27 protein-coding genes and 3 tRNA genes are annotated in these 26,143 nt (G+C 67.9%); 25 read left to right on the top strand and 5 right to left on the bottom strand.

Annotation, left to right across the window (positions count from 1 at the left end; genetic code table 11):
* Positions 1-73: 73 nt before the first annotated feature.
* The 12 genes from ABIC52_RS11095 to ABIC52_RS11040 all read left to right on the top strand — a co-directional run bounded on the left by ABIC52_RS11095 (position 74) and on the right by ABIC52_RS11040 (position 9,931).
* A complete protein-coding gene (locus ABIC52_RS11095; protein ID WP_354027336.1) occupies positions 74-688 on the top strand; it encodes a hypothetical protein in 615 nt (204 codons plus the stop codon).
* A gap of 7 nt (positions 689-695) precedes the next feature.
* The gene (locus ABIC52_RS11090; protein WP_354027335.1) at positions 696-2,114 is read left to right on the top strand and encodes a hypothetical protein; all 1,419 of its coding nucleotides are present in this window, start codon (positions 696-698) and stop codon (positions 2,112-2,114) included.
* 531 nt (positions 2,115-2,645) lie between these two features.
* Positions 2,646-3,077, top strand: a complete 432-nt coding sequence (locus tag ABIC52_RS11085) for a hypothetical protein (protein ID WP_354027334.1) — start codon at positions 2,646-2,648, stop codon at positions 3,075-3,077.
* Between the two features lie 593 nt (positions 3,078-3,670).
* Positions 3,671-4,450, top strand: a complete 780-nt coding sequence (locus ABIC52_RS11080) for a GntR family transcriptional regulator (RefSeq protein WP_354027333.1) — start codon at positions 3,671-3,673, stop codon at positions 4,448-4,450.
* A gap of 81 nt (positions 4,451-4,531) precedes the next feature.
* Positions 4,532-4,930 carry a plasmid replication, integration and excision activator gene (locus ABIC52_RS11075; protein ID WP_111083803.1) on the top strand — a complete coding sequence of 133 codons (399 nt, stop codon included), beginning with the start codon at positions 4,532-4,534 and terminating at the stop codon, positions 4,928-4,930.
* A 74-nt stretch (positions 4,931-5,004) separates the two neighbouring features.
* On the top strand, positions 5,005-6,333 hold the full coding sequence (locus ABIC52_RS11070) for an FtsK/SpoIIIE domain-containing protein (protein ID WP_354027332.1): 1,329 nt from the start codon (positions 5,005-5,007) through the stop codon (positions 6,331-6,333).
* Positions 6,330-6,737, top strand: a complete 408-nt coding sequence (locus ABIC52_RS11065) for a hypothetical protein (RefSeq protein WP_354027331.1) — start codon at positions 6,330-6,332, stop codon at positions 6,735-6,737. The genes ABIC52_RS11070 and ABIC52_RS11065 overlap by 4 nt, the downstream gene beginning before the upstream one ends.
* Positions 6,724-8,085 (top strand): replication initiator, encoded by a 1,362-nt coding sequence (locus ABIC52_RS11060; protein WP_354027330.1) that lies wholly within the window; start codon positions 6,724-6,726, stop codon positions 8,083-8,085. Before ABIC52_RS11065 ends, ABIC52_RS11060 begins: the two co-directional genes overlap by 14 nt.
* A complete protein-coding gene (locus ABIC52_RS11055; protein ID WP_354027329.1) occupies positions 8,075-8,308 on the top strand; it encodes a hypothetical protein in 234 nt (77 codons plus the stop codon). The genes ABIC52_RS11060 and ABIC52_RS11055 overlap by 11 nt, the downstream gene beginning before the upstream one ends.
* Positions 8,292-9,416: a tyrosine-type recombinase/integrase gene (locus ABIC52_RS11050; RefSeq protein WP_354027328.1), complete on the top strand. Its 1,125-nt coding sequence runs from the start codon at positions 8,292-8,294 to the stop codon at positions 9,414-9,416. The genes ABIC52_RS11055 and ABIC52_RS11050 overlap by 17 nt, the downstream gene beginning before the upstream one ends.
* Complete coding sequence (locus tag ABIC52_RS11045) at positions 9,413-9,799, top strand: hypothetical protein (RefSeq protein WP_354027327.1); 387 nt, start codon at positions 9,413-9,415, stop codon at positions 9,797-9,799. The genes ABIC52_RS11050 and ABIC52_RS11045 overlap by 4 nt, the downstream gene beginning before the upstream one ends.
* A gap of 3 nt (positions 9,800-9,802) precedes the next feature.
* Positions 9,803-9,931, top strand: coding sequence for a type II toxin-antitoxin system VapB family antitoxin (locus ABIC52_RS11040; protein WP_354027326.1), 129 nt, complete (start codon positions 9,803-9,805; stop codon positions 9,929-9,931).
* Between the two features lie 427 nt (positions 9,932-10,358).
* Here the strand turns inward: ABIC52_RS11040 and ABIC52_RS11035 are convergent, their stop codons facing one another.
* The 4 genes from ABIC52_RS11035 to ABIC52_RS11020 all read right to left on the bottom strand — a co-directional run bounded on the left by ABIC52_RS11035 (position 10,359) and on the right by ABIC52_RS11020 (position 11,417).
* Positions 10,359-10,997 carry a hypothetical protein gene (locus tag ABIC52_RS11035; protein WP_354027325.1) on the bottom strand — a complete coding sequence of 213 codons (639 nt, stop codon included), beginning with the start codon at positions 10,995-10,997 and terminating at the stop codon, positions 10,359-10,361.
* 146 nt (positions 10,998-11,143) lie between these two features.
* A tRNA-Phe gene (locus ABIC52_RS11030) sits at positions 11,144-11,216 on the bottom strand.
* A gap of 1 nt (position 11,217) precedes the next feature.
* A tRNA-Asp gene (locus tag ABIC52_RS11025) sits at positions 11,218-11,294 on the bottom strand.
* 50 nt (positions 11,295-11,344) lie between these two features.
* Positions 11,345-11,417 (bottom strand) — tRNA-Glu (locus ABIC52_RS11020).
* A 255-nt stretch (positions 11,418-11,672) separates the two neighbouring features.
* Between ABIC52_RS11020 and ABIC52_RS11015 the strand changes: the two genes are divergently transcribed.
* On the top strand, positions 11,673-12,950 hold the full coding sequence (locus tag ABIC52_RS11015; protein WP_354027324.1) for a M23 family metallopeptidase: 1,278 nt from the start codon (positions 11,673-11,675) through the stop codon (positions 12,948-12,950).
* 33 nt (positions 12,951-12,983) lie between these two features.
* Positions 12,984-14,441, top strand: coding sequence for a C40 family peptidase (locus ABIC52_RS11010; RefSeq protein WP_354027323.1), 1,458 nt, complete (start codon positions 12,984-12,986; stop codon positions 14,439-14,441).
* A 131-nt stretch (positions 14,442-14,572) separates the two neighbouring features.
* On the opposite strand, the gene ABIC52_RS11005 is transcribed toward ABIC52_RS11010, so the two are convergent.
* Positions 14,573-15,064 carry an inorganic diphosphatase gene (locus ABIC52_RS11005; protein ID WP_126891758.1) on the bottom strand — a complete coding sequence of 164 codons (492 nt, stop codon included), beginning with the start codon at positions 15,062-15,064 and terminating at the stop codon, positions 14,573-14,575.
* 51 nt (positions 15,065-15,115) lie between these two features.
* On the opposite strand from ABIC52_RS11005, the gene tilS reads away from it, so the two are divergent.
* The 11 genes from tilS to lysS all read left to right on the top strand — a co-directional run bounded on the left by tilS (position 15,116) and on the right by lysS (position 25,999).
* Entirely contained in the window at positions 15,116-16,138 is a 1,023-nt protein-coding gene (gene tilS / locus ABIC52_RS11000) for a tRNA lysidine(34) synthetase TilS (protein WP_354027322.1), read from the top strand.
* 16 nt (positions 16,139-16,154) lie between these two features.
* Positions 16,155-16,706: a hypoxanthine phosphoribosyltransferase gene (gene hpt / locus ABIC52_RS10995; protein WP_354027321.1), complete on the top strand. Its 552-nt coding sequence runs from the start codon at positions 16,155-16,157 to the stop codon at positions 16,704-16,706.
* A 167-nt stretch (positions 16,707-16,873) separates the two neighbouring features.
* On the top strand, positions 16,874-18,862 hold the full coding sequence (gene ftsH / locus ABIC52_RS10990) for an ATP-dependent zinc metalloprotease FtsH (RefSeq protein WP_354027320.1): 1,989 nt from the start codon (positions 16,874-16,876) through the stop codon (positions 18,860-18,862).
* 6 nt (positions 18,863-18,868) lie between these two features.
* Positions 18,869-19,873 carry a dihydropteroate synthase gene (gene folP, locus ABIC52_RS10985; RefSeq protein ID WP_354027319.1) on the top strand — a complete coding sequence of 335 codons (1,005 nt, stop codon included), beginning with the start codon at positions 18,869-18,871 and terminating at the stop codon, positions 19,871-19,873.
* Positions 19,870-20,259, top strand: a complete 390-nt coding sequence (gene folB / locus ABIC52_RS10980) for a dihydroneopterin aldolase (protein WP_202976577.1) — start codon at positions 19,870-19,872, stop codon at positions 20,257-20,259. The genes folP and folB overlap by 4 nt, the downstream gene beginning before the upstream one ends.
* On the top strand, positions 20,256-20,897 hold the full coding sequence (gene folK / locus ABIC52_RS10975) for a 2-amino-4-hydroxy-6-hydroxymethyldihydropteridine diphosphokinase (protein ID WP_354027318.1): 642 nt from the start codon (positions 20,256-20,258) through the stop codon (positions 20,895-20,897). The genes folB and folK overlap by 4 nt, the downstream gene beginning before the upstream one ends.
* Positions 20,894-21,379 carry a DUF3180 domain-containing protein gene (locus tag ABIC52_RS10970; protein ID WP_209675989.1) on the top strand — a complete coding sequence of 162 codons (486 nt, stop codon included), beginning with the start codon at positions 20,894-20,896 and terminating at the stop codon, positions 21,377-21,379. The genes folK and ABIC52_RS10970 overlap by 4 nt, the downstream gene beginning before the upstream one ends.
* Before the next feature lie 22 nt (positions 21,380-21,401).
* Positions 21,402-21,923: a PH domain-containing protein gene (locus tag ABIC52_RS10965; RefSeq protein ID WP_209824324.1), complete on the top strand. Its 522-nt coding sequence runs from the start codon at positions 21,402-21,404 to the stop codon at positions 21,921-21,923.
* A gap of 8 nt (positions 21,924-21,931) precedes the next feature.
* The gene (locus ABIC52_RS10960; RefSeq protein WP_354027317.1) at positions 21,932-23,695 is read left to right on the top strand and encodes a PH domain-containing protein; all 1,764 of its coding nucleotides are present in this window, start codon (positions 21,932-21,934) and stop codon (positions 23,693-23,695) included.
* Positions 23,692-24,384 carry a Rossmann-like and DUF2520 domain-containing protein gene (locus tag ABIC52_RS10955; RefSeq protein ID WP_354027316.1) on the top strand — a complete coding sequence of 231 codons (693 nt, stop codon included), beginning with the start codon at positions 23,692-23,694 and terminating at the stop codon, positions 24,382-24,384. Before ABIC52_RS10960 ends, ABIC52_RS10955 begins: the two co-directional genes overlap by 4 nt.
* Positions 24,385-24,463: 79 nt before the next feature.
* Entirely contained in the window at positions 24,464-25,999 is a 1,536-nt protein-coding gene (gene lysS, locus ABIC52_RS10950) for a lysine--tRNA ligase (protein WP_209675998.1), read from the top strand.
* Positions 26,000-26,143: the final 144 nt, after the last annotated feature.

The following is a 26,143-nucleotide window of genomic DNA, read 5'->3' as shown; positions in this document are numbered from 1 at the left end:
CGGCACCTGTTTTTGGCCTACGCGTGTCGGCGTGGTCGCAGCACCTGATCATCGCTCGCTATACACTCCGTCTGTGCCTGCTCTCATCGACGCGCTACCCGGCGAGCTCTACCAGAAGATCGGCGAAGACGGGGCGAGACGTGCCAAGCTCTGGCTCGACGCCACGACGCGCGTCATGTCGACGTGGTCCGTGTACGACAAATTCGGTGTGCCGCGACTCTTGTACCCGTGGCCCGAGGGTGGGAAGGCATATTCCTACGATCTGGGAGGCATTTTCCACGGCGGAGATCTGCATCAGCAGGCGTTTCTGGTCGAATGCAAGAAGTATTCAAATGACAATCAAGGGGAACCGTTCGACAAGTTCCTTGCGCAGAGCTACGTCACACTTAAAGATCATCCACAGTTAGCGGACCATTTCCTCTGGATCACTTGGCACCCTTTCCGGCTGAAAACTTGGAACGAATTGTGGAGTGAGCAGAAAATTCGTGACGCCATTGTTTCTGAAAGGGCCCGCATCTTCGGAGGTGTCACCGAGGATGACGCTCGTCGATCAATCGATGATACGATTGTAGCCGACCTGTCTAAGCGCGTTTGGGTCATTGTCCTCTCCGATCGCCAAGAAACTCTCGTCATTAGCAAGGAAGACCGCGCTGAGGTCCTCAAGCTCCGCGCGCTCCAAGAGGGGTAATAGCAAATTGGCTGACTTTCGCACATCCATCGACGCCACGTCTTCCATCGCTGCTGTTCAAGAAGAAGTCATCGACTCGTTTCGAGACGCTGACCCCGGACTTGACTTTCGCACTACCGGTTATTTCAACCATACGTATGTTCCCGATGTAGTCATTCGGTGGCCGGGCCAAAGCGAAGAAAGGCAGGTCTTCCTTCGCGCGTCCGACAACGAAGCCTACCTGCGCGAGGACATCGGGTTACTGAACGACAAATATTCAATCTTTGTGCCACTAAACGGGCTTCTTGCTCGCGAAGACACTGATGATGTTTCAGGGTCGGCAGACGCGTTGCTCCAAGAGGCATCAGTCAGCGCGCACGCGCTTGTGACGGGCCCCGCCAGTATCCGAGCATTGTCGGTCGCCGCGCCGCAATCGGAGAGAATCAACTCCCTCAGTGCTCGCGCCGTGCTGCAAGGCGGGGCCGGCGTTATCTCCCCGAATTTCGCCAGTTCTTTCAATGCCGCCGTTGCGGAGGGTTTCCGGGGTGCGCTCGTTGGGAACGAGGATGCGACACGTGAGGCGTTGAGGCTCAGTATCGATGTTCTTGACTCCGCGAGAACAGCTCAGTTGGCGGAACTTCTACAGGCTGCTTGGGTCGGTGGGGGGCAAGTAAGTACAGATTTTCCAGGTCTCGGACTTGCCGGTAGCCCATTGGAGCCGCAAGCCCTGCTGCTCCTCTTGGACACGGTCAGTTTCGACGATGATGAATTCTGGCAGAGGCTGTCGAGAAACCTTGAATTCAAGCATTTTGCCGGCCTCACTGTTTCCGGGGAAAATCAAGGCTTCCAACAGCTCATGCGAGCTGCGGCTCCGCGGCTAAAAGCGAAGGCGGCTCGGACTGTTGGCCTCCGTGAAACCGAGGAATCTCAAGGTGTTATCTGGGCTTTGAACGCGGGAATTCTATCCCTTGATATCGGCAGAGCTCGGGTCGACTTTGCTCCAAGGAGCGTTGAGGAGTTCAAGGCGAGTGGTATCGACGCGAGTCCCACGGTCTCGTCGTTCGTCAAGCGTGCAGTCAATGCTGAAATAAACGTGCTTCGCGTGGTTCTGTCGAATGAAGATCGCAGTCTTGAATACGCCAGCGAGGACGGCACCTCGGTCGTTAATGACGAGCGCATTCAGAACATTGCGGATGAGTTCGATGGTTCGGTTGTGTCGCGCGCGGTAGTCGGAGCGGAAGGGCGTGATCTGGGAATCAATCTGGAAACGTCCACCGGATTTGGCAGGACGCGATCAGTGTTCTACGTCTCTTCACTCGTTCGCTCGTTGGTGCCGCTTATTGCGGACCTTAATGAACAGGAGCGCGGTCAGCTGGTCGACGTCTTCGACCTGGACACTATTGCCGGAGAAGACGCATCCAGCGGGATTGGCTCGGAAGATTCGTGACCACGTGCGCCGTTCTCGACGGCTCGGGATTTTTTGATCACCGGTCATGTTGAAGCTGAGTAATAATGAGTGAGCCTGTTGGGGACATCTGGACGAGGTTCCGGCGTGCCGCTTCGCACTACGTGTATCCGGTCGCGGGTGTTTGCTCTGCAATTGTAGGTTTCGGAGCCTCAATCTTGTTGGCCTACGCGGCCTCGAGTGTTGAGCCGCCCAATGCTGCGCAAAGCGCAGTTTACGTGATTATCGCAGGGCTATTCCAAATCACGTCCGCTTGGCTTTTCTCGAAGCGAATGCCGAGTGCATCGGGCGTTCGGAACCTGCTCCGCCGGCACGTTAGGCTAGGTGAGCAGGTAGATGCCGCGCGAACGCTTGCGGAAGTTGCTTTCGATGACGGCACCGCTTCCAAGTTGCGGTCGGCGATGGGGGAGCTCAGTGTGCGATTATCCCAACTGGAATCGGATCATCAAGACGTGGCATTTGAGTGGCTCGAATTGAATCGTAAACTGCTGGCTTTTGAGGAAGAAATAAAGTATGAGTGAGTCACAGGGCCTTGTCCGTGCGAAGGTGGCCCGGCTTCTTAACGCTACTGATCTAGCGCTCAATAAGGGTGCAAACGATGGTGTTGAAGTTGGGACTCGGTTTGCAATTCTTGATAACCGCGGGCACGACATTCTTGATCCAGATACTGGGGATGTCCTAGACTCCGTTCAGATCGCGAAGACAGTGGTCAAGGTGGTCTCGGTAACGCCCCGGCTTGCAGTTGCCCGCACTTTCAGAACGAAACGGACTGGTCTCTCCGTAATGGCTGGCCTGGATTTTGGGCCGCGGGACCGGGTTGAGACCCTTCGATCGGACTCTCATCGCTTGCAGCAGGAGCTTGACCCGAAGGATTCGTATATCAAAGAGGGTGACGAGGCTATAGAGTATCGAGGCGACTTCGACGGTATAGTCTTCGAATTCTAGGAACTACGCCTTGTCTGATTGCCGCCGTAGCGTTGGCGATCTGCGATAGTATCCGTCGCTTCGGTTTGTCGTCGTCGCTTCTTGTAGTGGTTCGTCTCGGCGTGAGACCTGAGGGCGAAGAACTACGCGGCAGCATCTGCAATGGTGGGTCGATCATGACGTGAGCGCGATCTGAGAAACAGCAAGACCCGCCATTCCACGAGTGTGGGGCGGGTCCGCTTAAGGAGAGTAACAGACGCATACAGGACGCGATGAGCTCGCGAGATCACAGGTTCTACGGTAACGCGGTACCGGTGAGCGGGGCGGGGGAGGCACGCTCGGACTCTCGCAGTCGACGATCCGCGAGCGGCGCGCGCGGCTGCCGCTGGTCTCTGTCGCGAGCATCGACCATCTACTACCGGTTCTAACCTCTGCGGCTCTCGCTGCTACGGAATGACAGGGGAGGAGCGCCCGGACCGCAGCGGAGCGAGGACCGGACGCACCGGAGCCTGTCACTCCGTAGCGCGGCCGCTAGGCCTCCCTTGAACGAGTAGAGAAAGTTCTCACAGCTCGGGCTCAAGCGCTGGCCGGGCAGTCGGGTAACCTGTCTAGATATGAACCGTCTGGCTGCTTCTGACCTCGGCGAGCTCGACCGAGCTTCTGGCGATCCGCTGTATCGCCAGATCGCCGACCGGCTCCTCGATCTCATGCAGACCGGCGCGCTGGCCTCCGGGGACATGTTGCCGTCGACGCCCGAGCTGTCTCGGCACTTCGGCGTGGCACCCATGACGATCCGCGAGGCGTTGAACGTCCTTCGCGCAGCCGGTCGGATCGTGTCGGAGAAGGGCAAGGGTGTGTACGTGGACGGGCCACCGCCGTTGCGCGTGGCCATGAGGACGCTCTCCTTCGACGCGTCAGCGTTGCCTGCGCTGACTGGTGCGCTGCCGAAGCTGCCGGACCTCGCTGACGTGCTGGCGATGCTCGCCGCGGGTGATCTTCGACTGACCGACTCGCGCGCGTTGTCTGATCGAGGAGGGCTGGTTTCCGCTCCGCAGTGGCTGGGTGAGGGCCGAGTGCTGGAGATCTTCCACAAGCACTCCAGTCAGGTCTTCGCCGTGAGCCGCTACGTCCTCCCTGAGGCCTCGCCGCATGGCGACGCTGTCACCGAATCCGTAGCGACTTTGTGCGCGGTGGCCGACTCGGTGGATGGACTGCACGAGGAGGTCCTGAGCAGGATGCCGACTCGGAGCGAGGCTGCGGATCTGCTTCTGCCGAGGGAGCAGCCTGTGCTTGTCACGCGGCATGTCGGACTGAGCGACGGGGTTGAGGTCATACGGTCGGAGACCGTTCGTGACGGCCGTACGCCGGTCACGTTGGTTGACTTGCCTATCTAGACAAGTTACCGTTGGCCTCAGTAGGTGCCGGTGGGCGCTTACTGCAACCTATCTAGATAGACCAAGTTAGAGAGGAATGCCATGGCACTCCAGACAGCAATCCCGGTGAGCTTCGACGCGTACTTCCCGAAGGGCGCGTTCATGGTGGGTGAGGTCGAGCCGGTCGTGAAGTGGTCCGACGACGGCCAGCGTCAGGGACAGGACCTCGACAAGAACTCCGGTCAGCCGATGTGGCAGGTGCGCGTGATCGACGCTGATCCTGACGCGCGCAAGGGCCAGAACGAGGTCACGGTCAAGATCATCAGCATCAGCGAGCCGGTTGCCCCGCCGGAGATCCAAGGCCTCCCGTTCCGGCCGGTCGTCTTCGATGGTCTGTCGGTCACCCCGTACGTGAAGGAGAACGGCGGTCGACCACGCGTCGCGTACTCGCTCCGGGCTCGCGAGATGAAGGCCGCCGCGAAGCCACGGGGTGGTGAGTGATGAGTTGGTCCGTTCGTAAGGAGGTCCGCTACTGGGCTGACGAGTTCGAGGGGTTCGCCCGACGCTTCCGGTGGGTGCTGATCGGACTGATGATCCTCACCCTCGTGGATCTCTTGACCACCTGGTTGCCACTCGTCTGGTGGCTCAACGGCTTCGTGGCACTGATCTTCGTGCTTCGCCGTCTGCGGGTGTGGGGCAACATCGACGAAGCCGTCCACCGAGCGCAGCAGCGCTCGATCTCCCGGCACATCGTGGCCGCCTGGCCAGCTCTTGCGCAGACACTCCGGCTTGAAGCGCATGGTTCGAGTGGATCGCGTATCGCAGCCGGTATCGGTTCACCGAGCTGGGACGCAGACGCGTGTCTTGTGCCGCTGTATCTCCCGAGCGGTCTCACGTCCGGGGATGTCGGAGCTCACCTGGACCGGATCGCGGCAGCATTCGGGGCGCGTCGCGCCACCTTGTCCGGGACGCGGATCGATCAGCTCGAACTTCGCCTGTACTACTCCGACCCTCTTGCCGAACCGTTCGTACTTGCTCCAAGCGATGAGTGGGACGGACGAGCGGTCACGATGGGCCGGACTGAAGAGGGCGACGATTGGAGGCTCCGACTTGGCCCGCACACGCTGGTTGCTGGTGCCTCGGGAAGCGGCAAAGCGTCGATCGTCTGGGCGCTCCTCTTGGGGCTCGCCGGCGCAGTCCGATCCGGGATGGTCGAAGTGTGGGGCGTCGACCTCAAGGGCGGCATGGAGCTCGGGATGGGTAAGCCTCTCCTGACTCGCTTCGCGAACGACTCGGTGCACGCGGTGACCATGCTCGAGGAGGCCGTCGCTCAGATGCAGGCACGGGCTCGCGACCTCGCCGGGACGACTCGGCAGCACCAAGCTTCCACCGAGGCTCCCCTCGTGATCGTCCTGATCGACGAACTCGCTGCTCTGACGGCGTACGAATCAGACCGGGATCTGCAGCGCCGGGCGAACGCCAGCATCGCATCGCTGGCGTCACAAGGGCGTGCTGTCGGCTTCGTGGTGATCGCGTGCCTGCAGGATCCACGCAAGGAGACGCTGCCCGCGCGGGGGCTCTTCACCCAGACGATCGGGCTTCGTCTCCGTGACCGGACCGAAACGTCGATGGTGCTCGGCGACGGCTCTGTCGCTGCCGGTGCGCTCTGCCACGAGATCCCGATCGGCGCGCCCGGCACCGCCTACGTCCTGTCCGACGAGCTCGCGACGCCGCAGCGGGTGCGGGCTGGATACGCGGACGATGCCCTGATCACGCACACGGCACGAGCCTTCGCAGCGCCGCGCTTCAAGCCGGTGGTCGTACCTGAGACACAAAGTGCTCGAGAGCCCGCCCGTCCGCGACGTCGGACGCGGAGCGCTGCTCAATCGAAGGAGGAGTCATGAAGAACATCGCACGATCTGCACTGGTCATCGTCGTCGCTGGGGTGCTCGTCGCCGGCGGTGCGATCCTCGGCCACCTCACTGCAGCGGAACACGCTCCAGCCGCGGACGAGGCAAAACCGTCGATGTGCAACTTGCGCATCCCGTGGGACACGACGAACGGTGCAGAGCACGCAATCTACGTTGCGCCAGGTCCTGCAGACCGTTCACTCGTCCAGCGGTACGGGCACATCGCGAACCAGTCGTGCACCGACGCGCAGCTCACCGACTGGATCAATCAACGACGCAAGGAGCACGCCGCGGTCGACGTTTGCCGTCCAGTGTTGCGCACAGACGACGTGACTGGGTACGTGTACCCGATCGGATGCGCGGTCCCCGAACTGGTGGTGTCTGATGGGCCTCGCTGAGTCAGTCGCGCGCCGTCTCCGTAGTCCGGAGTTCGACCGTTGGATGCGGGGTGCCGCCCGGGTGGGCTTCTGCACGAACCCGGTTCGGCTGGTCGGAGCATCCACGACCTTCGGATCTGAGACCGGGGAGGAGCGCGCCGGGTTCTCCTCTGCCGACCAGCCGGACCACGTCCTCTTCACTCGCTGCGGCAACCGCCGCGCACAACGCTGCGCCTCGTGCAGCCACGAGTACAAGGGCGACACCTGGCACATGATCATGGCTGGCGCAGCCGGTGGCATGAAGGGCGTCCCGAACTCAGTCGCGGCCCACCCAATGGTCTTCCTCACACTGACCGCTCCTTCGTTCGGAGCCGTACACGGCGCGGCCTGCGCCCGGGTCAAACCCTGCAGACACGGTCGTCGATCGGAATGCGGGACCGGACACGGAGGAGGCGGTCCCGAGCTCGGCGATGCGATCTGCCCAGACTGCTACGACTACGAGGGCCACGTGGTGTGGCAGTACTTCGCGTCCGAGCTGTGGAGGCGATTCACCATCCAGCTTCGAAGGGAGCTCGCCAGAGTCCTCGGCATGAGTCAGCGAGAGGCTTCCACCCTCGTTCGACCACAGTTCGCGAAAGTGGCGGAGTTCCAGAAGCGGGGCGCCGTCCACTTCCACGCGATCGTCCGACTCGACGGTGTCGACAGCGATGATGCTTTCCCAGCGCCAGATGATCGCATGACGACCGCTCACCTGACGCAAGCGATCCGCCAGGCCGCCCGTGCGGTGCGCTATCAACCGCCCAGCCTTCCCTCCGGACGCCTACCGCACGTGCTCCGTTGGGGGCGGCAGATCGACGTGAAGCCGATCGTCCGAAGCGAAGGTCTCGATGGACGGCTATCGGATCGTGCCGTCGCGGCCTACATCGCCAAGTACGCGACCAAGGCGACGGAGGATCTGGATGCGGGGGCCTCGCCCCGTCCACACCTCGTCATGCTCCGCGATATCGCCGAGCAGATCGGCGTCGCTGCAGAACCGCAGTCGCCCTACGTGCTTCTTGAACGCTGGTCGCGGATGCTCGGCTTTCGTGGCCACTTCTCGACGAAGTCCAGGCGCTACTCGGTAACGCTCGGCTCTCTCCGGGACGCACGACATCAGTGGCGACTTGAACGCATCGCGGCGGCTGCGCGTGAGCCTGACGCGGGAGAAGTCGAGAGCGTGCTCGTCGTTGGGAATTGGTCCTACGCCGGGATGGGGTGGACCTCGCAGGGCGACAAGGCTCTCGCGATCGAGGCTGCCCGTGCGGCGAGGGAATGGAGAGACTCGCGAAACACCAAGAGGCCAGACAAAGGAGACGGCGATGTTCGCTGATCAGGAAGCTCACGAAGAGACGACACTCGTCGAGGAGGACGTCTACCTCACGCGACGTGAGGCGGCTGCGCGTTGCCGTGTCCCACTCTCGACCTTCGATGCCCTCCGCCGCCAGTCCAGGGTTCCGTACCCGGACGCGCGCATGGGGAAACACATGCTCTGGAAGACCTCGACCATCGTCGGCTTCCTCGAATCGGGTGGTACCAGTGACCGAGCGCACTGAGCGGCTGGACCCGCGGACTCGCAAGCCGCTCCCCGAAGGAATCAGGTACCGGGCTGACCGCGGGAAGTACCAGGTCCGTGTATGGGCTACAGGTCTGAACGGCGAGGATCGAGAGCGGAGCTTCCTCGTTGAGTCGCTTGCCGAAGCGAAGCGTGTGCGGAGTGAGGCTCGAACTCGAATCAAGCCAGACGGCGGTATGACCCTCGACGCTTGGCACTCGCGCTACTGGCCGACGATCGAATCGAGTATCCGTCCCGCTACGGCTCGTGGTTACGACGTTGCTTGGAGGCGCCGCGTGCAGCCGTGGTTCGGGCACCGCAAGTTGGAGACGATTTCTGCCGGCGATATCGATGAGGCAATCGGACAGTGGAGCGGATCGGCTTCGACGCGCAACGACGCTCTTGCGATGCTCAGCAGGCTTCTCGACGGTGCCCTCAGGTTCGGTGTGATCGATGGGAACCCAGCACGGCTCGTTCGCCGACCTCGTGAAGACGGGGCACGGAGCTTTCGGTCCAGAGCGCTGTCGTCTGATGAGGTCCGGACGCTTCTCGCCGCTGTGGAGGACGGTCCATACCGTGCATATCTCTCGGCACTCGTGTTCACCGGTATGCGGGCGGGGGAGGCTAGCGCTCTGCGGGTGTCCGATGTCGATCTCGCGGGACGAGTGATCCACGTCCGGCGGAGCTTCTCCCCTGGACGCAATGGCGAGTTGATCGAACAGAGTCCCAAGAGTCACAAGGAGCGAACGGTTCCGCTGCCAGGGACGCTCCTGCCCTCGATAACCGAACAGATCGAGGGTAAACGCCGCAACGATCTCGTGTTCACCGGTCCCAAGGGGGGACGCCTGCAGGTGTCGAACGTCCGTCGGGCTGTCGACTGGGCGAACCTTCGACGCACCCTGGACCGACCAGATCTGCGCATACACGACCTCCGACACACTCTCGCAACGCTCCTGTTCGATGCCGGGAGCGCGGCCAACGACGTGCAGGCGATCCTGGGACACTCTTCGATGCAGGTCACGGAGCGCTACAGTCGTGCACGTTCCGACTCCGCAGTGCGAGCAACCGGTGCACTTGACCAGCTGTTTCTCGGAGGGACGGGCCCGTGAACGGTGAGATGACCCTCGCGGAGTCGCTGCGGGACTTCCCGGATGACGTGGTCGAGGTGGACGGCTTCCTGCGGCGAGTAGAGCGAGAGAACTTGGTCCGCACGCCTGGGTTCGCGGCCAAGCTACATACGGTTTGGTTCTTCTTCCGTGCTGTAGAGCCCGCTTTTGCGTTTGTACGCAGCGGGCGGATGTCTCCGCAGGTCGGCGGGGTGGCCCTCCGTGAAGCGATGTGGGAGGTCCGGTATGACGCGAAGAGGGACCGCGATGTTAAGACTCTCCTGTTGGGAGCGCACCGGCCAGTTGCAGATTTTGATGACGCAGCGTTGATCGACCGCTTCCGTGACGGGCTCGATCCGGAGTCGGCCCATTGGCAGGGGGCTTAGCCCATGGCCCGAGTGTCGATCGAGCGAGAGCTGCTCGATGAGGCGAGGCAAATCACGGGTAGCAAGTCTGACCGTGAAGTGCTTGTCCTGGCTCTCGAGACCTTGATCGCGGTCCACCGGACCAGTAGCTAACCGCTCTGATCGCCAGGCTGCATCAGATTCGGCGATTGCGACGGTCGGTACAGGGGAACAGTGGTTCGCGGCCTCCTGCGCGGGGGACCAGGGGTACTGCGGCTCTGTGTCAATCGGCCCGTCGTGCGGCGGTAGGGAGCGTCCCGGCGTCTCCGCGAGACACCCACTCCGCCAATGTCAGGTCGGGGTAGTCCCCGAAGGATGCCGGGGGCGTGTAGTCGCTGCGTCGCGATCCATCCGCCCTCCAAGCTGCTCCACAAGAACAGACGACCCCACCGTTCTCAATCGGCGTGAACGAGACGACCGAGCTGTCGAACGAGCACGCCTGGCAGATGAGTCCATAGCTCTCAGTCCAAGACATGGTGTGAGCGTAAGTGGAACCCCCGTCATCCAGTCTCGAGCAGCTAGGTGATCCGCACGGCCGCGCTCAGACGCGTTCTCGGAGCCAGGTGTCGACCGCGCTCATCGGGACCGGTGCGAACGTCCAAGCGTCGACGCCCACATGCATCATCCCGTCGTCATTCGTGAAGACCGCCGTCGAGTGTGTGTGCCCGTGAAGCAGTGGAACACCGTCGTCCACCGGGCGGACCTTCTTGAGCTTGTCGATCGGGACAGCGTCGTACGGATAGTGCGAAGCACGGAGCAGTTGCCCGTGTCGTGACCCATTCAGCACCTCGGGGAGCACCGTCCAGCCGGCGGCTTCGTACAGAGGCGTCATTGATTGGATGCGAGTCCTTGTCTGCGTCGCTCGCGAGACCCAGTCGTGGTTGCCCGGGACGAGCAGCCGACGGCCGTGCAGCTGACGGGTGAGGGCAAGAGCATCACCGACGTCGTTCATCGAGGCCATGAGGAGATCGCCGAGGTGCAGCACGATGGCCTGCGGCGGGACGATCGAGTTCCACCGCTCAACGAGGTAGGCATTCATTGCCTCGACGTCACCGAACGGGCGCTTCGCATGGCCGATGATCCGCGCATGTCCGAAGTGATGGTCTGCGGTGACGAAGTCGACGGCATCGAAGTCGAACGTCGGAGCTCCAGCATCGGGTGCTCTTCGTGCGGCTTCCATGCTCCGACGGTAGCTCGATCGGGAGCCCTGGGGGAGTTGCCTGGCGACGAGCAACCGGCACAGAACCGGCACAGCGTCACCGGAGCGGCATCGAATCCGACCCCGGAAACAAGAAAACCCCCGGCTTCACCGGGGGCTTCTTGCTGTGGCTGGACACGGCATCGATCCGTGGACCTTTCGATTTTCAGTCGAACGCTCTACCAACTGAGCTATCCAGCCGTGGCGACCCTGACGGGACTTGAACCCGCGACCTCCGCCGTGACAGGGCGGCACGCTAACCAACTGCGCTACAGGGCCATATTGTGTTGTGTTCGGTGTCGTACTGCTGCTTGCTCACTCACGTGGAGTGACCCCAACGGGATTCGAACCCGTGCTGCCGCCGTGAAAGGGCGGTGTCCTAGGCCACTAAACGATAGGGCCGCAAGCTGCGCCGTGCGCTACCGGGAGTCAAGCATACGGACGGTCCGCGTGATGCACAAATCGAACGCCCCCGAGCGTGCATCCCCGGCGTGTCGCGCCCTGCCGATGCTGCTCGGGCGGGGGTCCGGTGCGACCATCATGGGCGGCCTGGACCCTCGCTCGGGGGTGTCCCTGCCGTGACCCGTGTTGTTACTGTTGCGTCTGTTGACAGTGTGGCGTGTCCGAGCCTCGCCGCACCGTTACGAGATCGAGACCATGTCGCCTGCACCCCACCGCATCCCCCGCTCCCGCCGCCGCGTCCTCGCCGCCGCGGTCGCCGTCGTGCTCTCCGCCGGGGCCCTCGCCGTAGTCGGCCCGGTCGCCGCGGCCTCGGCCACGAGCTACCCCAGCTGGTCGGACGTCGAGCAGGCGAAGGCATCGAAGGACGCCCAGCAGGCAAAGGTCACCGAGATCAAGGCGCTCCTCCAGGACCTGACCGCGAAGGCATCGGCCGCGCAGCAGGAGTCCGAGGCGGCCGGCGCGGCGTACCAGACGGCGCAGACGAAGTACGACGCGGCGACCCTCGAGCAGCAGACGCTGCAGCAGCAGGCGGACGAAGCAGACCGCACGGCGAAGCGCTCGGAGGAGCAGGCCGGGCAGCTCGCCGCGCAGCTCGGTCGCGCCAGCGCGAACGACGTGACGACCGACATCCTCACGCACCCGTCCGACTCCGGCGACCTGCTCTACGAGCTCGGCGCGATGTCGAAGCTCACCGAGCAGGCCGACGGCATCTACTCGCAGGCCTCACAGGACCGCGGGGTCGCGCAGGGCCTCGCCGACCGCTCCGAGCAGGCCAAGGAGGCCCTCGGCGCCCTCGCCGACGCGGCCCAGGCGAAGATGCAGGCCGCCCAGGACGCCGCTGATCGCGCGCAGACCGCCGTCGACGCGCAGGCGGACAACAAGTCCCGGCTCGAGGCCCAGCTCACCCTGCTGACCACCAACGCGCAGGACGTCGAGGCGGCGTACGACAGGGGCGTCGCAGAGGCGAAGGCGCAGGAAGCCGCCCGTGCAGCTGCGGCGGCGCAGGCAGCAGCGCAGGCCGGGGCGACGAGCCAGGGCGGCACGGGCGGCGGTGCGCCGAACTCCTCCGGCTGGGTCCGTCCCGCCGGCGGGTACCAGACGAGCCCCTACGGCTACCGCGTCGACCCGTACACGCACAACCGGGCACTGCACGCCGGTGTCGACCTCGCGCCCGCCTGCTACGCCCCGATCTACGCCGCCCACTCGGGTACGGTGACGTTCGCCGCGAACGGCGGCGGTTACGGCAACGAGGTCGTGCTGGACAACGGCGGCGGCATCTCCACCGCCTACGGGCACATCGTCGACGGCGGCATCCTCGTCTCCGTCGGGCAGCACGTCGAGGCCGGGCAGCAGATCGCGAAGATCGGCTCCACCGGCTGGTCGACGGGGTGCCACCTCCACTTCGAGACCCGGGTGAACGGTTCCGCCGTCGACCCGGTCCCCTTCATGGCAGCGCGGGGGATCTCGGTATGAGCAACAGCGCCGTCGAGAGGCCCTGAGCCAGACATGAAGCCCTCCTCCCGCACCCTGTCCGGCTGCACCGCGGTCGTCGCCGTCCTCGGCATCGGCCTGTCGGTCGTCGTCGCCGGTCCCGCGCAGGCAGCCCCGTCCGCCCCGAGCTGGGACGACGTGCGCCAGGCGAAGGCCGACACGGCTCAGGCCCAGTCGACCGTGGACGAGCTGAGCGCTCGACTGCAGACGCTGCAGGACGCCGCGGACAGCGCCGAGGTCTCGGAGCTCCAGGCGGCGCAGGACTACGCGATGGCGGTGTCGCAGCAGCAGGAGGCACAGGCGTCCCTCGACGACCTGACGGCACAGGCGAAGCGTGCCGAGCAGCGGGCGGACGAGTCGGCGGCCCAGGTCGCGGGGCTCGTCGTGGAGCTCTCCCGCACCGGTGGCGGCGACCTGTCAACCTCGATGCTCGTCGATGCCTCGGACGCGAAAGACCTGCTCTACCGCGTGGGGACGGTCTCGCACCTCTCCGAGCGGTCGGCCCGGGTGCTCGCCCAGGCGCAGACCGACCAGAACACCGTCGAGTCGATCGCCGCACAGCAGTCGGCGGCGACGAAGGCCCTCGCCGCGGCGACGTCGAAGTCCGAGCGGGCGCTCGACGAGGCCAACGACGCCTCGGCCTCGGCCCGGGCCAGCGTGCAGCAGCAGCAGGACAAGCAGTCCGAGGTGCTCGACCAGCTGGCGTTCCTCAAGGGCACGAGCAAGGCGACCGAAACGGCGTACTGGAACGAGCAGCAGGCGGCACGCGCCGAGCAGCAGCTCGCCGCCCGGACCGCCGCCGCTTCCCGGGACACCGCGTCCGCCGGCAGCACCGACCCCGCGTCGCCGTCCGTGCCGTCCCGCCCGAGCACGAGCCAGCCGAACACGAGCCAGCCCAGCACGAACCAGCCCAGCACGACGCAGCCGAACACGAGCCCGTCGCGCCCGAGCACCACGCAGCCGAACACGACCCCGTCACGCCCTGCTCCTGCTCCTGCGCCCGCGCCGGCCCCCGCGCCTGCTCCGGCCCCGGCTCCCGCACCCGCCCCGGCGCCTGCCCCCAAGCCGGTCTCGAGCCCGTCGAAGGCCGCCGGCGCCATCGCGTACGCGCGGAACCAGCTCGGCAAGGCGTACCTGCTGGGCGGCGCGGGCCCGAACACCTGGGACTGCTCCGGCCTCGTGATGATGGCGTACAACTCGCAGGGCATCGCGACCGGCGGCCACAACGTCGTCTGGCAGTACAACTACTTCAAGTCGGTCGGGCGGCTCGTCCCGCTGTCGCAGCGGCAGCCCGGCGACATCCTCTTCTACTCGTCGAACGGCAGCGTCTCCGGCGCCTACCACGACAGCATCGTCACGAGCTACGGCACGATGGTCGAGGCCGCCCGGCCCGGTGTCGGCGTCGTCGAGCGCGGCATCTGGCTGCCGAACCAGCTCCTGCCGTACGTCGGCCGCCCGAGCGGCTCGGTCTAGCCCGAGCGACCCGCAACGAGCGACCCGCAACGAGCGACCCGCAACCCGCGACCGGGACCCCGACCCCGCACGGACGACGGCGCCCGCACTCCCCGAGGGGAGCGCGGGCGCCGTCGTCGTGTGTGCGGGCGTCAGTGACCGGCGGGTACGTACGCGGCCTGGCCGGCCTGCACGATGCGCTCGGCCTCGGCGGCGTCGCCCCAGCCCTCGGCCTTGACCCACTTGTTCGGCTCGAGGTCCTTGTAGCGCTCGAAGAAGTGCGCGATCTCGGCCTTGGTCTGCTCCGGCACGTCCGAGATGTCCTGGATGTGTGCCCAGCGCGGGTCCTTGGCGGGGACGACGAGGACCTTCTCGTCGTTGCCGGCCTCGTCGCTCATCTTGAAGACGCCGACCGGGCGGACCTTCACGCCGACACCCGGGAACGTCGGGAACTCGAGCAGCAGCAGCGCGTCCACGGGGTCGCCGTCGTCGGCCAGGGTCTTCTCGAAGAACCCGTAGTCGGTCGGGTACACGAACGAGGTGAACAGCACGCGGTCGAGGTACACGCGACCGGTCTCGTGGTCGACCTCGTACTTGTTGCGGCTGCCCTTGGGGATCTCGACGACGACGTCGTACGCGGTCATGGTGCGCTCCTGGTCTCATGTGCGGGAAGAAAGCGCGGCTAACGTTACCGGGTGAACACTCCGCGTCCCCGGTTGGACCCGGCCGTCGCCGCGACCCGGCTGGCGGTCCGCACGCTGCTGTCCCGGGCGCGTGACGAGGGACTGCTGCACCCCGGCGACCTGGTCACCGTCGCGCTGAGCGGCGGAGCGGACTCGCTCGCGCTCGCCGCGGCCACCGCGTTCGAGGCGCCGAAGCAGGATCTCCGGGCCGGCGCGGTCGTCGTCGACCACGCGCTGCAGGCGGGCAGCGAGGCGGTGGCGAGCCGCGCCTCCCGGACGGCTGCGTCGCTGGGTCTCGACCCGGTGACGGTCCGCCGGGTCGCGGTCGGCTCCGACGGTGGTCCGGAGGGCGCCGCCCGGGAGGCACGGCACACCGCGATCGCGCAGGTCGCCGCCGCCACGGGGTCGCCCCTGGTGCTGTTCGGGCACACGCTCGACGACCAGGCGGAGACGGTGCTGCTCGGCCTGCTGCGCGGCAGCGGGCCGGACGCGCTGTCCGGCATGCCACCGCTGGTGCGGCGGACCGCCGGACCGGCCTACGGCCGTCCGCTCCTCGGCGTCCGTCGGCACACCACGCGGCAGGCGACCGTCGCCGCCGGGCTCGTGCCGTGGGACGACCCGCAGAACGACGACCCCGCGTACGCCCGCGTGCGGGTGCGGACCGCACTCATGCCCGTGCTGGAGCGCGAGCTCGGCGCCGGGGTGCCCGAGGCGCTCGCCCGCACCGCCGAGCAGCTCCGCGAGGACGCCGCGGCGCTCGACCACTTCGCCGAGGAGATGGCGGAGGACCTCGCCGAGCACTCCGAGGCGGGCATCTCGCTGTCCGTGCCCGAGCTGCAGGCGAACCCGCCGGCACTCCGGCAGCGACTCGTGCGGCTGGCCGTCGAGGGGGAGTTCGGGGTGACGCTGTCGCGGACGCAGACCCTCGAGGTCTGCCGACTGGTCACCGACTGGCGGGGGCAGGGACCGATCGACCTGCCGGGTGTCCGTGCCGCCCGGGACGGCGACCGGCTGGCGTTCAGCGCCCCGTCCTGACGGTTACCCTGGACCGGTGGAACTCTCCGACGTCCAGGCAGACCTGTCCGAAGTGCTCTTCACCCCCGAGCAGATCGACGAGAAGCTCGCCGATCTCGCCGCGGTGGTCGACCGTGACTACGCGGGCAAGGACCCGCTGCTCGTCGGCGTGCTGAAGGGCGCCGTCATGGTCATGGCGGACTTCTCGCGGCACCTGAAGATGCAGGCCCGCATGGACTGGATGGCGGTCTCGTCGTACGGCTCCGGCACGAAGTCGTCCGGCGTCGTGCGGATCCTCAAGGACCTCGACACCGACCTGCACGGCCGCGACGTCATCATCGTCGAGGACATCATCGACTCCGGCCTGACGCTGTCCTGGCTCAAGCAGAACCTCGAGTCCCGCGGCGCCGCGAGCGTCGAGATCGTCGCGCTGCTCCGCAAGCCCGAGGCCGCCAAGGTCGAGGTCGACGTGAAGTACGCCGGCTTCGAGATCCCCGACGCCTTCGTCGTCGGCTACGGCCTGGACTTCGACGAGCGCTACCGCAACCTGCGGGGCATCGGCGTGCTCGCGCCGCACGTCTACTCCTGAAGGCCCACCGGGCCGTCCCGGGAGCCGGACGGCCCGCACGGCTCCCTCCGGGCACGGGTGGAGTTCGCCCGCAGAGGACACCCATTCTCGCCACAGAGTCACCGCCGTATGCTGACCTCCACGCAACTCCGGCAGAGAAAGGTGTCGGGCCCTCGCGCCCGGATCACATGAACTTCAAGCGCATCTTCCGCGGCCCGTACCTCTACGTGCTCATCGCGCTGGTCGGCATCTTCATCGGCTGGAGCGTCATCGCGCAGTCCGGCACGCAGCAGATCGACACCCAGAAGGGTCTCGAGCAGCTCGCCGACGGCAAGGTCTCGTCCGTGGTCGTCAACTCGACCGAGCAGCGCGTCGACCTCACGCTGAAGGACGGCAACGCGAAGGAGCAGTTCTACTACTCCACGCCGCGTGGCGAAGAGGTCATCAAGGCCGTCAACGACGCCAACCTGCCCGACGGGTACAACGACACCGTGCAGCAGGGCAACTGGTTCCTGTCGCTCCTCGGCATCATCCTGCCGTTCCTGATCATCGGTGCCCTGTTCTGGTTCCTGCTCTCGAGCGCCCAGGGCGGCGGCTCGAAGGTCATGCAGTTCGGCAAGTCCAAGGCGAAGATGAACAACAAGGAGAACCCGCAGGTCTCCTTCGCCGACGTCGCCGGTTCGGACGAGGCGATCGAGGAGCTCCACGAGATCAAGGAGTTCCTGCAGGAGCCCGCGAAGTTCCAGGCCGTCGGCGCGAAGATCCCGAAGGGCGTGCTGCTGTACGGCCCTCCCGGCACCGGCAAGACCCTGCTCGCACGCGCCGTCGCCGGCGAGGCCGGCGTGCCGTTCTACTCGATCTCCGGTTCGGACTTCGTCGAGATGTTCGTCGGTGTCGGGGCCAGTCGTGTCCGTGACCTGTTCGAGCAGGCGAAGGCGAACTCGCCGGCCATCGTCTTCATCGACGAGATCGACGCCGTCGGTCGTCACCGCGGCGCCGGCATCGGTGGCGGCAACGACGAGCGCGAGCAGACGCTGAACCAGCTGCTCGTCGAGATGGACGGCTTCGACGGCAAGACGAACGTCATCCTGATCGCCGCGACGAACCGTCCGGACGTGCTCGACCCCGCGCTGCTGCGCCCGGGCCGCTTCGACCGCCAGATCGGTGTCGACGCCCCGAGCCTGGCCGGCCGCAAGCAGATCCTCGAGGTGCACGCGAAGGGCAAGCCGCTCGCCGCCAGTGTCGACCTCGAGCTCCTCGCCCGCAAGACGCCGGGGTTCACCGGTGCCGACCTGGCGAACGTCCTCAACGAGGCCGCCCTGCTCACCGCCCGCTCGAACGCGCAGCTCATCGACAACCGTGCGCTGGACGAGGCCGTCGACCGTGTCATGGCCGGTCCGCAGCGCCGCACGCGCATCATGTCCGACCAGGAGAAGCTGATCACGGCGTACCACGAGGGTGGCCACGCCCTCGCTGCCGCCGCGATGCGCCACACCGACCCGGTCACGAAGATCACGATCCTGCCGCGCGGTCGTGCCCTCGGCTACACGATGGTGCTCCCGCTCGAGGACAAGTACTCCGTGACCCGCAACGAGCTCCTCGACCAGCTCACCTACGCCATGGGTGGCCGTGTCGCCGAGGAGATCGTGTTCCACGACCCGACCACGGGAGCGTCGAACGACATCGAGAAGGCCACGTCGACCGCACGCAAGATGGTGACCGAGTACGGCATGAGCCGTGCGGTGGGTTCCGTCAAGCTCGGTTCGGGTTCCAGCGAGCCGTTCGTCGGTCGCGAGATGGGCGGCAGCAGCGGTCGCGACTACTCGGAGAACATCGCCGAGACGGTCGACGCCGAGACCCGTGCCCTGCTCGAGGCCGCGCACGACGAGGCCTACCAGGTGCTCAACGACAACCGCGACATCCTCGACCGCCTGGCCGGCGAGCTCCTCGAGAAGGAGACGCTGGACGCGCCGGAGCTCGTCGAGATCTTCAAGGACGTCCGCAAGCTCCCGGAGCGCCCGCAGTGGCTCTCGAGCGACCGTCGGCCGGTTTCGAACCTGCCCGCGATCGAGTTCCCGGGCAAGGCCGCGTCGACCGCAGCGGAGCAGGGCGACACCGAGGCGTCGTCGAAGCCCCGTCGCCGCCCGTTCGGCAACCCCGGTATCGCCCCCGCGTAGGCCGGCATGACCGACCTGCCGACGAGACGCTCGCGTCGCCTCGCCGAGGCGGACCACGCGCGCGCCGCCGACCAGGCGGCGCGCGCAGCCGCGGCGGAACCGCCGACCGTCGCGATCGACCTCCGTGCACCGGCTCCGGTGCCGGAGATCGTGACCGGTCGTCGGCGTGACCGCACCCCGAGCGGTGCCGCTGGCGGATCCGACGACCGCACCCGCGTGATGGGCATCCTCAACGTCACGCCGGACTCGTTCAGCGACGGTGGTCTGCACCTGGCGGTCGACGCGGCGGTCACCCACGCCCGGGACCTCGTCGCGGCGGGTGCCGACCTGGTCGACGTCGGCGGGGAGTCCACCCGACCCGGTGCCGACCGGGTGCCCGTCGAGGTCGAGCAGCAGCGCGTCCTGCCGGTCGTCAGGCAGCTCGTGTCCGAGGGCATCGCGGTGAGCGTCGACACCATGAACGCATCGACGGCCGAGCGTGCGGTCGAGGCCGGGGCCGCGATCGTGAACGACGTGTCGGGCGGTCTCGCCGACGACGACATGGCCCGAGTCGTCCGCGACACCGGGGCCGGCTTCGTCGTGATGCACTGGCGCGGGCACAGCGACCGGATGCACCGGAACGCCGTGTACGCCCACGCCGTGGACGAGGTCCGCCGCGAGGTCGAGCTCCGGGTCGCCGAGCTGATCGTCCTGGGCGTGCGCGAGGAGCAGGTGGTCATCGACCCCGGCCTCGGCTTCGCCAAGCAGGGCGCGCAGAACTGGGAGATCCTGGCCGGCTACGAACGCTTCGCCTCGATCGGGCTGCCGGTGCTCGTCGCCGCCTCCCGCAAGCGGTTCCTCGACGGGGTCGGCAGCGCTGCCGGTGCACCCCCGCGTGACCGCGACCTCGCCACCGCCGCCATCAGCCTGCTCGCCGCCGAACGCGGCGCGTGGGGGGTGCGCGTGCACGACCCCGCACCGACCCGTGCGGTGCTCGACGTCTGGGATGCCTGGAGGGCAGCACGATCGTGAGGGACACCATCCGACTGACCGGGGTCCGTGCCCGGGGGAACCACGGCGTGTTCGACCACGAGCGCGCCGACGGCCAGGACTTCGTCGTCGACGTCGCGGTCGAGGTCGACGCCCGGGTGTCGTCCGGGTCCGACGACCTGGCGGACACCGTGCACTACGGGGTCGTCGCCGAGCAGGTCGTCGCCGAGATCGAGGGCGGGCCGGTCGACCTCATCGAGACCCTCGCCGAGCGCATCGCCGCCGCGGTGCTCACCCACCGTGCGGCGCTCGCGGTCGAGGTCACGGTGCACAAGCCCCAGGCGCCGATCACGGTGCCGTTCACCGACGTCTCGATCACCATCCGCCGCACCCGCGGCGGCTCGGTGTCCGCCGAGGAAGAAGAGTGAGCCGGGCGGTCGTCGCCCTCGGCGCGAACCTCGGCGACCGCGGGAGCACCCTGCGGGCCGCTGCGCAGGCGATCGCCGCGGCTCCGGGCATCCGCCCGGTGACCTCGAGCCACGAGGTGGAGTCCGTCGCCCTGACGCTCGACGGGCTCGACGACACCAAGCCCCGGTACCGCAACGGTGTGGTCGTCGTCGACACCGACCTGGCACCGCAGGAGCTCCTCGACGCCCTGCACCGGATCGAGGACGACCACGGGCGCACCCGCGAGGTCCGCTGGGGCGACCGCACGCTCGACCTGGACGTGATCGCGGTCGACGACCTGCGGATCGACACGGACACGCTCACCGTCCCGCACCCACGAGCGGGGGAGCGGGCGTTCGTGCTCGCCCCCTGGCTCGATGCCGACCCGGACGCCGTCCTGCCCGGGGTCGGGCGCGTCGCGGACCTGCTCGACGCAGTCGGCGACGACACCGAGCGCGTCGACGAGCCGCGGCTGTTCGACCCGGCGCCAGCGACCCGGACCGAACCCGACGCCGCAGCCGCACCCGCCGCCGCACCCGACGCCGCAGCCGCACCCGACGCCGCAGCCGCACCCGACGCCGCAACCGCACCCGCCGCCGGAGCGGAGTCCGCCGCGTGAAGCCGACCCGCGCCTCCACCCTGATCAGCGTCGCGGTCGTCGCCGCCGTCGCCGGGTTCGCCCTCGACGCCGTCCTGGCCTCGCGGCAGGAACCGACGCTGCTGCTGTCGACCCCCCTCGGCATCACCCTCGCGCTGATCGGCGTCGCGGTCGTCGCGATGGCCCGACCCGTCCGCCGCCACGCGCGCGACGGTGCCGGCCGGCAGCACCCCGTCGACCCCCTCTACGCCACCCGCGTGGTCGTCCTCGCCAAGGCCTCGAGCCTGGCAGGTGCGCTCTTCGGGGCGTTCGCGGCCGGGCTGCTGCTGTACCTCCTGACCCGCTCCGCCCTGCCGCCGCTAGGCTCGGTCCTGCCGAACGCCGTCGCGGTCGGGGGCGGTCTCGTGCTCGTGGTGTGTGCCCTGGTGGCCGAGCGCATGTGCATGGCGCCGCCACCGGAGGACGACGACGACCTGCCGCGGGGTGGGACGACGGCGAACTGACCGACGACCGCAGGAGGCCGCGATGCCGCTCGAACGACTCGACGAGCCGGGCCTCGGCCTGACCGGGACCAGGTGGACGCGGGTGTCGCCGAAGCTCGTCTGGACGGAACTCGTCAGCACGATCGTGGTCGGGGTGGTCGTGACGGCCGGGTGCGTGCTCTTCGCGGTGCTCTTCGGCGGTTTCGGGGGTGCAGCCGGCACGGTGTGGAGCTGCGTCGCCATCGTGGTCGCCCTCGTCGCGCTGGTCACCGCCGTCCTGACGCCCCGTCGGGTCCGCGCCATCGGGTACGCCCTGCGTGACGACGACCTCGTGCTGCGCCGCGGGCTGATGTGGCAGCGCTTCACCGCGGTGCCGTACGGCCGCATGCAACTGGTCGACGTGAACCGCGGCCCGCTCGACCGGGTCCTCGGGCTCAGCGAGCTGAAGTTCGTCACCGCGGCCGCCGCGACGAACGTCCGCATCCCGGGCATCCCCGCCACCGACGCCGACGAACTGCGCGACCGGCTCGTGGAGCTCGCCGAGTCCCGCCGCGCCGGACTCTAGGGGGCGCCGTGACGTTCCGACCCGGACCGCCTCCGCCCGCGCCGCCCCGGCAGGGCAACGCTGCCGCAGCGGCCCCGCTGACCGACGGCGAGTGGCACCGCCTGCACCCGCTGACACCGCTGCTCAAGGGCGGCATCTTCCTCATCGTCGTGCTCGGCTACACGCTGAGCAACCTGCGTGACCAGCTGCTCGAGTTCTTCGTCCCGGGCCCGGCTCCGCAGGAGGACGGCGACCCCGTCCGCTACGTGTACGAGCACGGGGCGGTCGGCTGGGTGCTGCTCGGGGTGGTGGTGGTCCTGGTCGTGTTGATCGGACTGTTCTACGTCTCGTGGCGGATGCACGAGTTCCGCGTGACCGGCGACGTGGTCGAGGTCCGCTCCGGCGTGCTGTTCCGCAGCCACCGCAAGGCTCGGCTCGACCGCATCCAGGGCATCAACATCTCGCGGCCGGTGGTCCCGCGCATCCTCGGGACGGCGAAGCTCGAGATCGCGCAGGCCGGTAACGACGCCAACGTGCAGCTCGCGTACCTCGGGGCACGGGCAGCCGACGACCTCCGGCAGCGCATCCTCGTGCTCGCCTCGGGCGCCCAGGACGACGAACGGACCGACGTGCGGGCGTCGAACGGCGTGCTGCAGGACCGCGTGGACGAACTGTTCTCGCCCGAGCTCGACCAGGCCGCCGTGCACGCGACGCGGGTCGTGAAGGTGCACCCCGGCCGCCTCATCGCGTCGATGCTGCTCTCGGGGACGACGGTCTTCTTCGTCGTGGTGATCGTGGCGATGATCGTCAGCATCGCGATCACCGGTGAGTACGGCATCCTGATCGGTCTGTTCCCCGTGGTCATCGGCGCCGGCGGCTACACCGTCCGGAAGTTCTCGCGATCGCTGCAGTACACGATCGCGGAGACCCGTGACGGCATCCGCATCGGCTTCGGGCTCGTCTCGACCTCGAACGAGACCCTCCCGCCGGGCCGCATCCACGCCGTGAGCGTCGCGCAGCCGCTGCTCTGGCGTCCCTTCGGCTGGTGGGACGTCCGCATCAACCGGGCGACGAACGCCGGCAACGGGGCGTCGACCAACCAGCAGGTCTCGTCGATCGTGCTGCCGGTCGGCCGCGCCGAGGACGTCCGCCAGGTGCTCGACATCATCCTGCCGGGGCTCGTCGGCACCGCGGTGGCCGGGCCGGCGGCATCACGCGAGGAACTCCGCGAGGGCTCGTCCGAGGCCGTCAACGTGGTCGACGACAGCCTCACGACCACCGGGGACCGCGGCGGCTTCGTGCACTCCCCGCGGCGCGGCGCCTGGCTCCGTCCGCTCTCGTTCCGCCGCAACGGCTACCGCTTCGTGCAGGGCGCGGTGCTGCTCCGGCTCGGGGCCGTCTGGCGCTCGCTCGTGATCGTGCCGCTGCCGCGCGTGCAGAGCGTGAAGGTGGAGCAGGGGCCGCTCGAGCGGCTGCTCCGGCTCGCCACCGCACACGTGCACACCGTGGCCGGCCCGGTGTCCGCTCGGATCGGCGCGCTGGACGCGCTCGACGCCCAGCGTCTCTGGTCGGAGAGCGCGCACCGCGCCGTCGAGGCAGCCGCGGCCGACACCACGCACCGCTGGCGCGCCCGGGAGGCCCGCCGCGCCCCCGCCACGCACGCCCCGGACGGACAGGTGGTGGCGACCGGCGCCGACGCCGCTCCCACGGGAACGTGGCGGGCCGACGGGGGGACGCGGGCAGCGCCTCCCGGCCGGTGGTCCGACGTGCCGCCGCCCGGAGCGGTGCGGTGAGGGCCGGACGACTCGGCGTCGGCATCGTCGGCGCGGGGAGGGTCGGGCCCGTGCTCGGTGCGGCCCTGGCGAACGCCGAGCACGCCGTCGTCGGCGTGACGGCGGTGTCCGACGCGGGCCGCGACCGCGCCGAGGCGATGCTCCCCGGTGCTCCCGTCCTCGCGACCCCCGACCTGGTCGAGCGGAGCGAGCTCGTGCTGCTCGCCGTGCCGGACGACCAGCTCGCCGGGCTCGTGCAGGGCCTGGCGGACGCCGGGATCTGGCAGCCCGGGCAGCTCGTCGTGCACACCAGCCCCGACCACGGCGTCGAGGTCCTGCGGCCCGCCCTGGCCGCCGGCGCGATCCCGCTCGCGATCCACCCCGCGATGGCGTTCACGGGCACGAGCGTCGACCTCGCGCGACTCCGCGACGCCTACTGCGCGGTGACCGCCCCGGCGCCCGTGCTGCCGATCGCCCAGGCGCTCGTCGTCGAGATGGGCGCGGAGCCGTTCGTCGTGACCGAGCAGGACCGGCCCGCGTACGCCGACGCCGTGCGTGCAGCCGTGTCGTTCTCGACCGCGATCGTGGACCAGTCCGCCGGGACGCTCTCCGGCATCGGCGTCGAGCACCCCGGTCGCGTGCTGGGCGCCCTCGTGCGCTCCGCCGTCGACAACGCGCTCGCCGCAGCCGACGGCCAGGCGACCCTGTAGCCGTCCCTGCGGTTCCGGGCCGGAGCGGTGCGGCCGGTACCATCGATGCATCCCCACGACCCCATCGGAGCCGCACAGCATGACCGACGAGACCGCATCCGCCACCGAGCCCTCGGGCGACGGCCCCTCCGCCGAGGAGCTCGCTGCCGCCGAGACCAGCGAACAGCGACAGGTGCGGCTCGACAAGCGGGCGAAGCTCCTGGACGCCGGCATCGAGGCCTACCCGGCCGAGCTGCCGATCACCACGACCATCCCGGCCGTGCGCGAGCAGTACGCGCACCTCGAGACCGGCGAGGAGACGCAGGACGTCGTCGGGCTCGCCGGACGCATCGTGTTCTCCCGCAACACCGGCAAGCTGTGCTTCGCGACGCTGCAGTCCGGCGACGGCGCCCGCGTGCAGGCGATGGTCTCCCTGGCCGAGGTCGGGGACGAGTCCCTCGCCCGGTGGAAGGAGTTCGTCGACCTCGGTGACCACGTCTTCGTGCACGGTCGGGTGATCTCCTCGCGTCGTGGCGAGCTGAGCATCATGGTCGACGAGTGGGCGATCGCGGCGAAGGCGATCCTGCCGCTGCCGAACCTGCACAACGAGCTCAACGAGGAGACCCGGGTCCGCCAGCGGTACCTCGACCTGATCGTCCGCGACCAGGCCCGCGAGACCGTCCGCGCCCGTGCTGCCGTGATGTCCTCGCTGCGACGGACGTTCACCGGACACGACTACCTCGAGGTCGAGACCCCGATGCTGCAGACCCAGCACGGCGGCGCCTCGGCTCGACCCTTCGTCACGCACTCGAACGCCTTCGACACCGAGCTGTACCTGCGCATCGCGCCGGAGCTCTTCCTCAAGCGGGCCGTGGTGGGTGGCATCGACCGCGTCTTCGAGATCAACCGGAACTTCCGGAACGAGGGTGCCGACTCGTCGCACTCGCCCGAGTTCGCGATGGTCGAGGCGTACCAGGCGTACGGCAACTACGAGCAGATGGCCGACCTGACGCAGGAGCTCGTGCAGAACGCGGCGAAGGCCGTGACCGGCGGGTCCCTCGTCGTCACGCTCGCCGACGGCTCCGAGTACGACCTCGGTGGCGACTGGGCGCGCATGGACATGTACGGCTCGCTGTCCGAGGCCGCCGGGCGCGAGATCACCCCGGAGACCCCGCTGTCCGAGCTGGTGGCGCTCGCCGAGGCCGAGGGCGTCGAGGTCGCGCACGCCACGCACGGCAAGTACGTCGAGGAGCTGTGGGAGCACTTCCACGGGGACGACCTGCACGCGCCGACCTTCGTGATGAACTTCCCGGTCGACACCTCACCGCTGACCCGCGAGCACCGCAGCCGCCCGGGCGTCGTCGAGAAGTGGGACCTGTACGTCCGCGGCTTCGAGCTCGCGACGGCGTACTCCGAGCTCGTCGACCCCGTCGTGCAGCGCGAGCGCTTCGTCGAGCAGGCGAAGCTCGCCGCCGGCGGCGATCCCGAGGCGATGCGCGTCGACGAGGACTTCCTGCGTGCCCTCGAGCACGCGATGCCGCCGTCGGGCGGCATGGGCATGGGCGTCGACCGCCTGCTCATGGCGATCACCGGCCTGGGCATCCGCGAGACGATCCTGTTCCCGCTGGTCAAGTAGGACGCGAGCGGACGTCGGACGGGGGGGGCGGGGGCGGGGGGGCCCCCCCCCCCCCGCCCGCCCCCCCCCCCCCCGGGGCCGGGGGCCCCCCCCGGGGGGGGTTACAAGGTCCCGGGGCCGATGGTGTGGGGTCCCGGGTCATAA

The sequence above is a fragment of the Curtobacterium oceanosedimentum genome, assembly GCF_040545555.1.
GTDB lineage: Bacteria > Actinomycetota > Actinomycetes > Actinomycetales > Microbacteriaceae > Curtobacterium.
The sequence above is the reverse complement of the archived record's forward strand: the minus strand, read 5'-3'. Positions and strand labels throughout refer to the sequence as shown.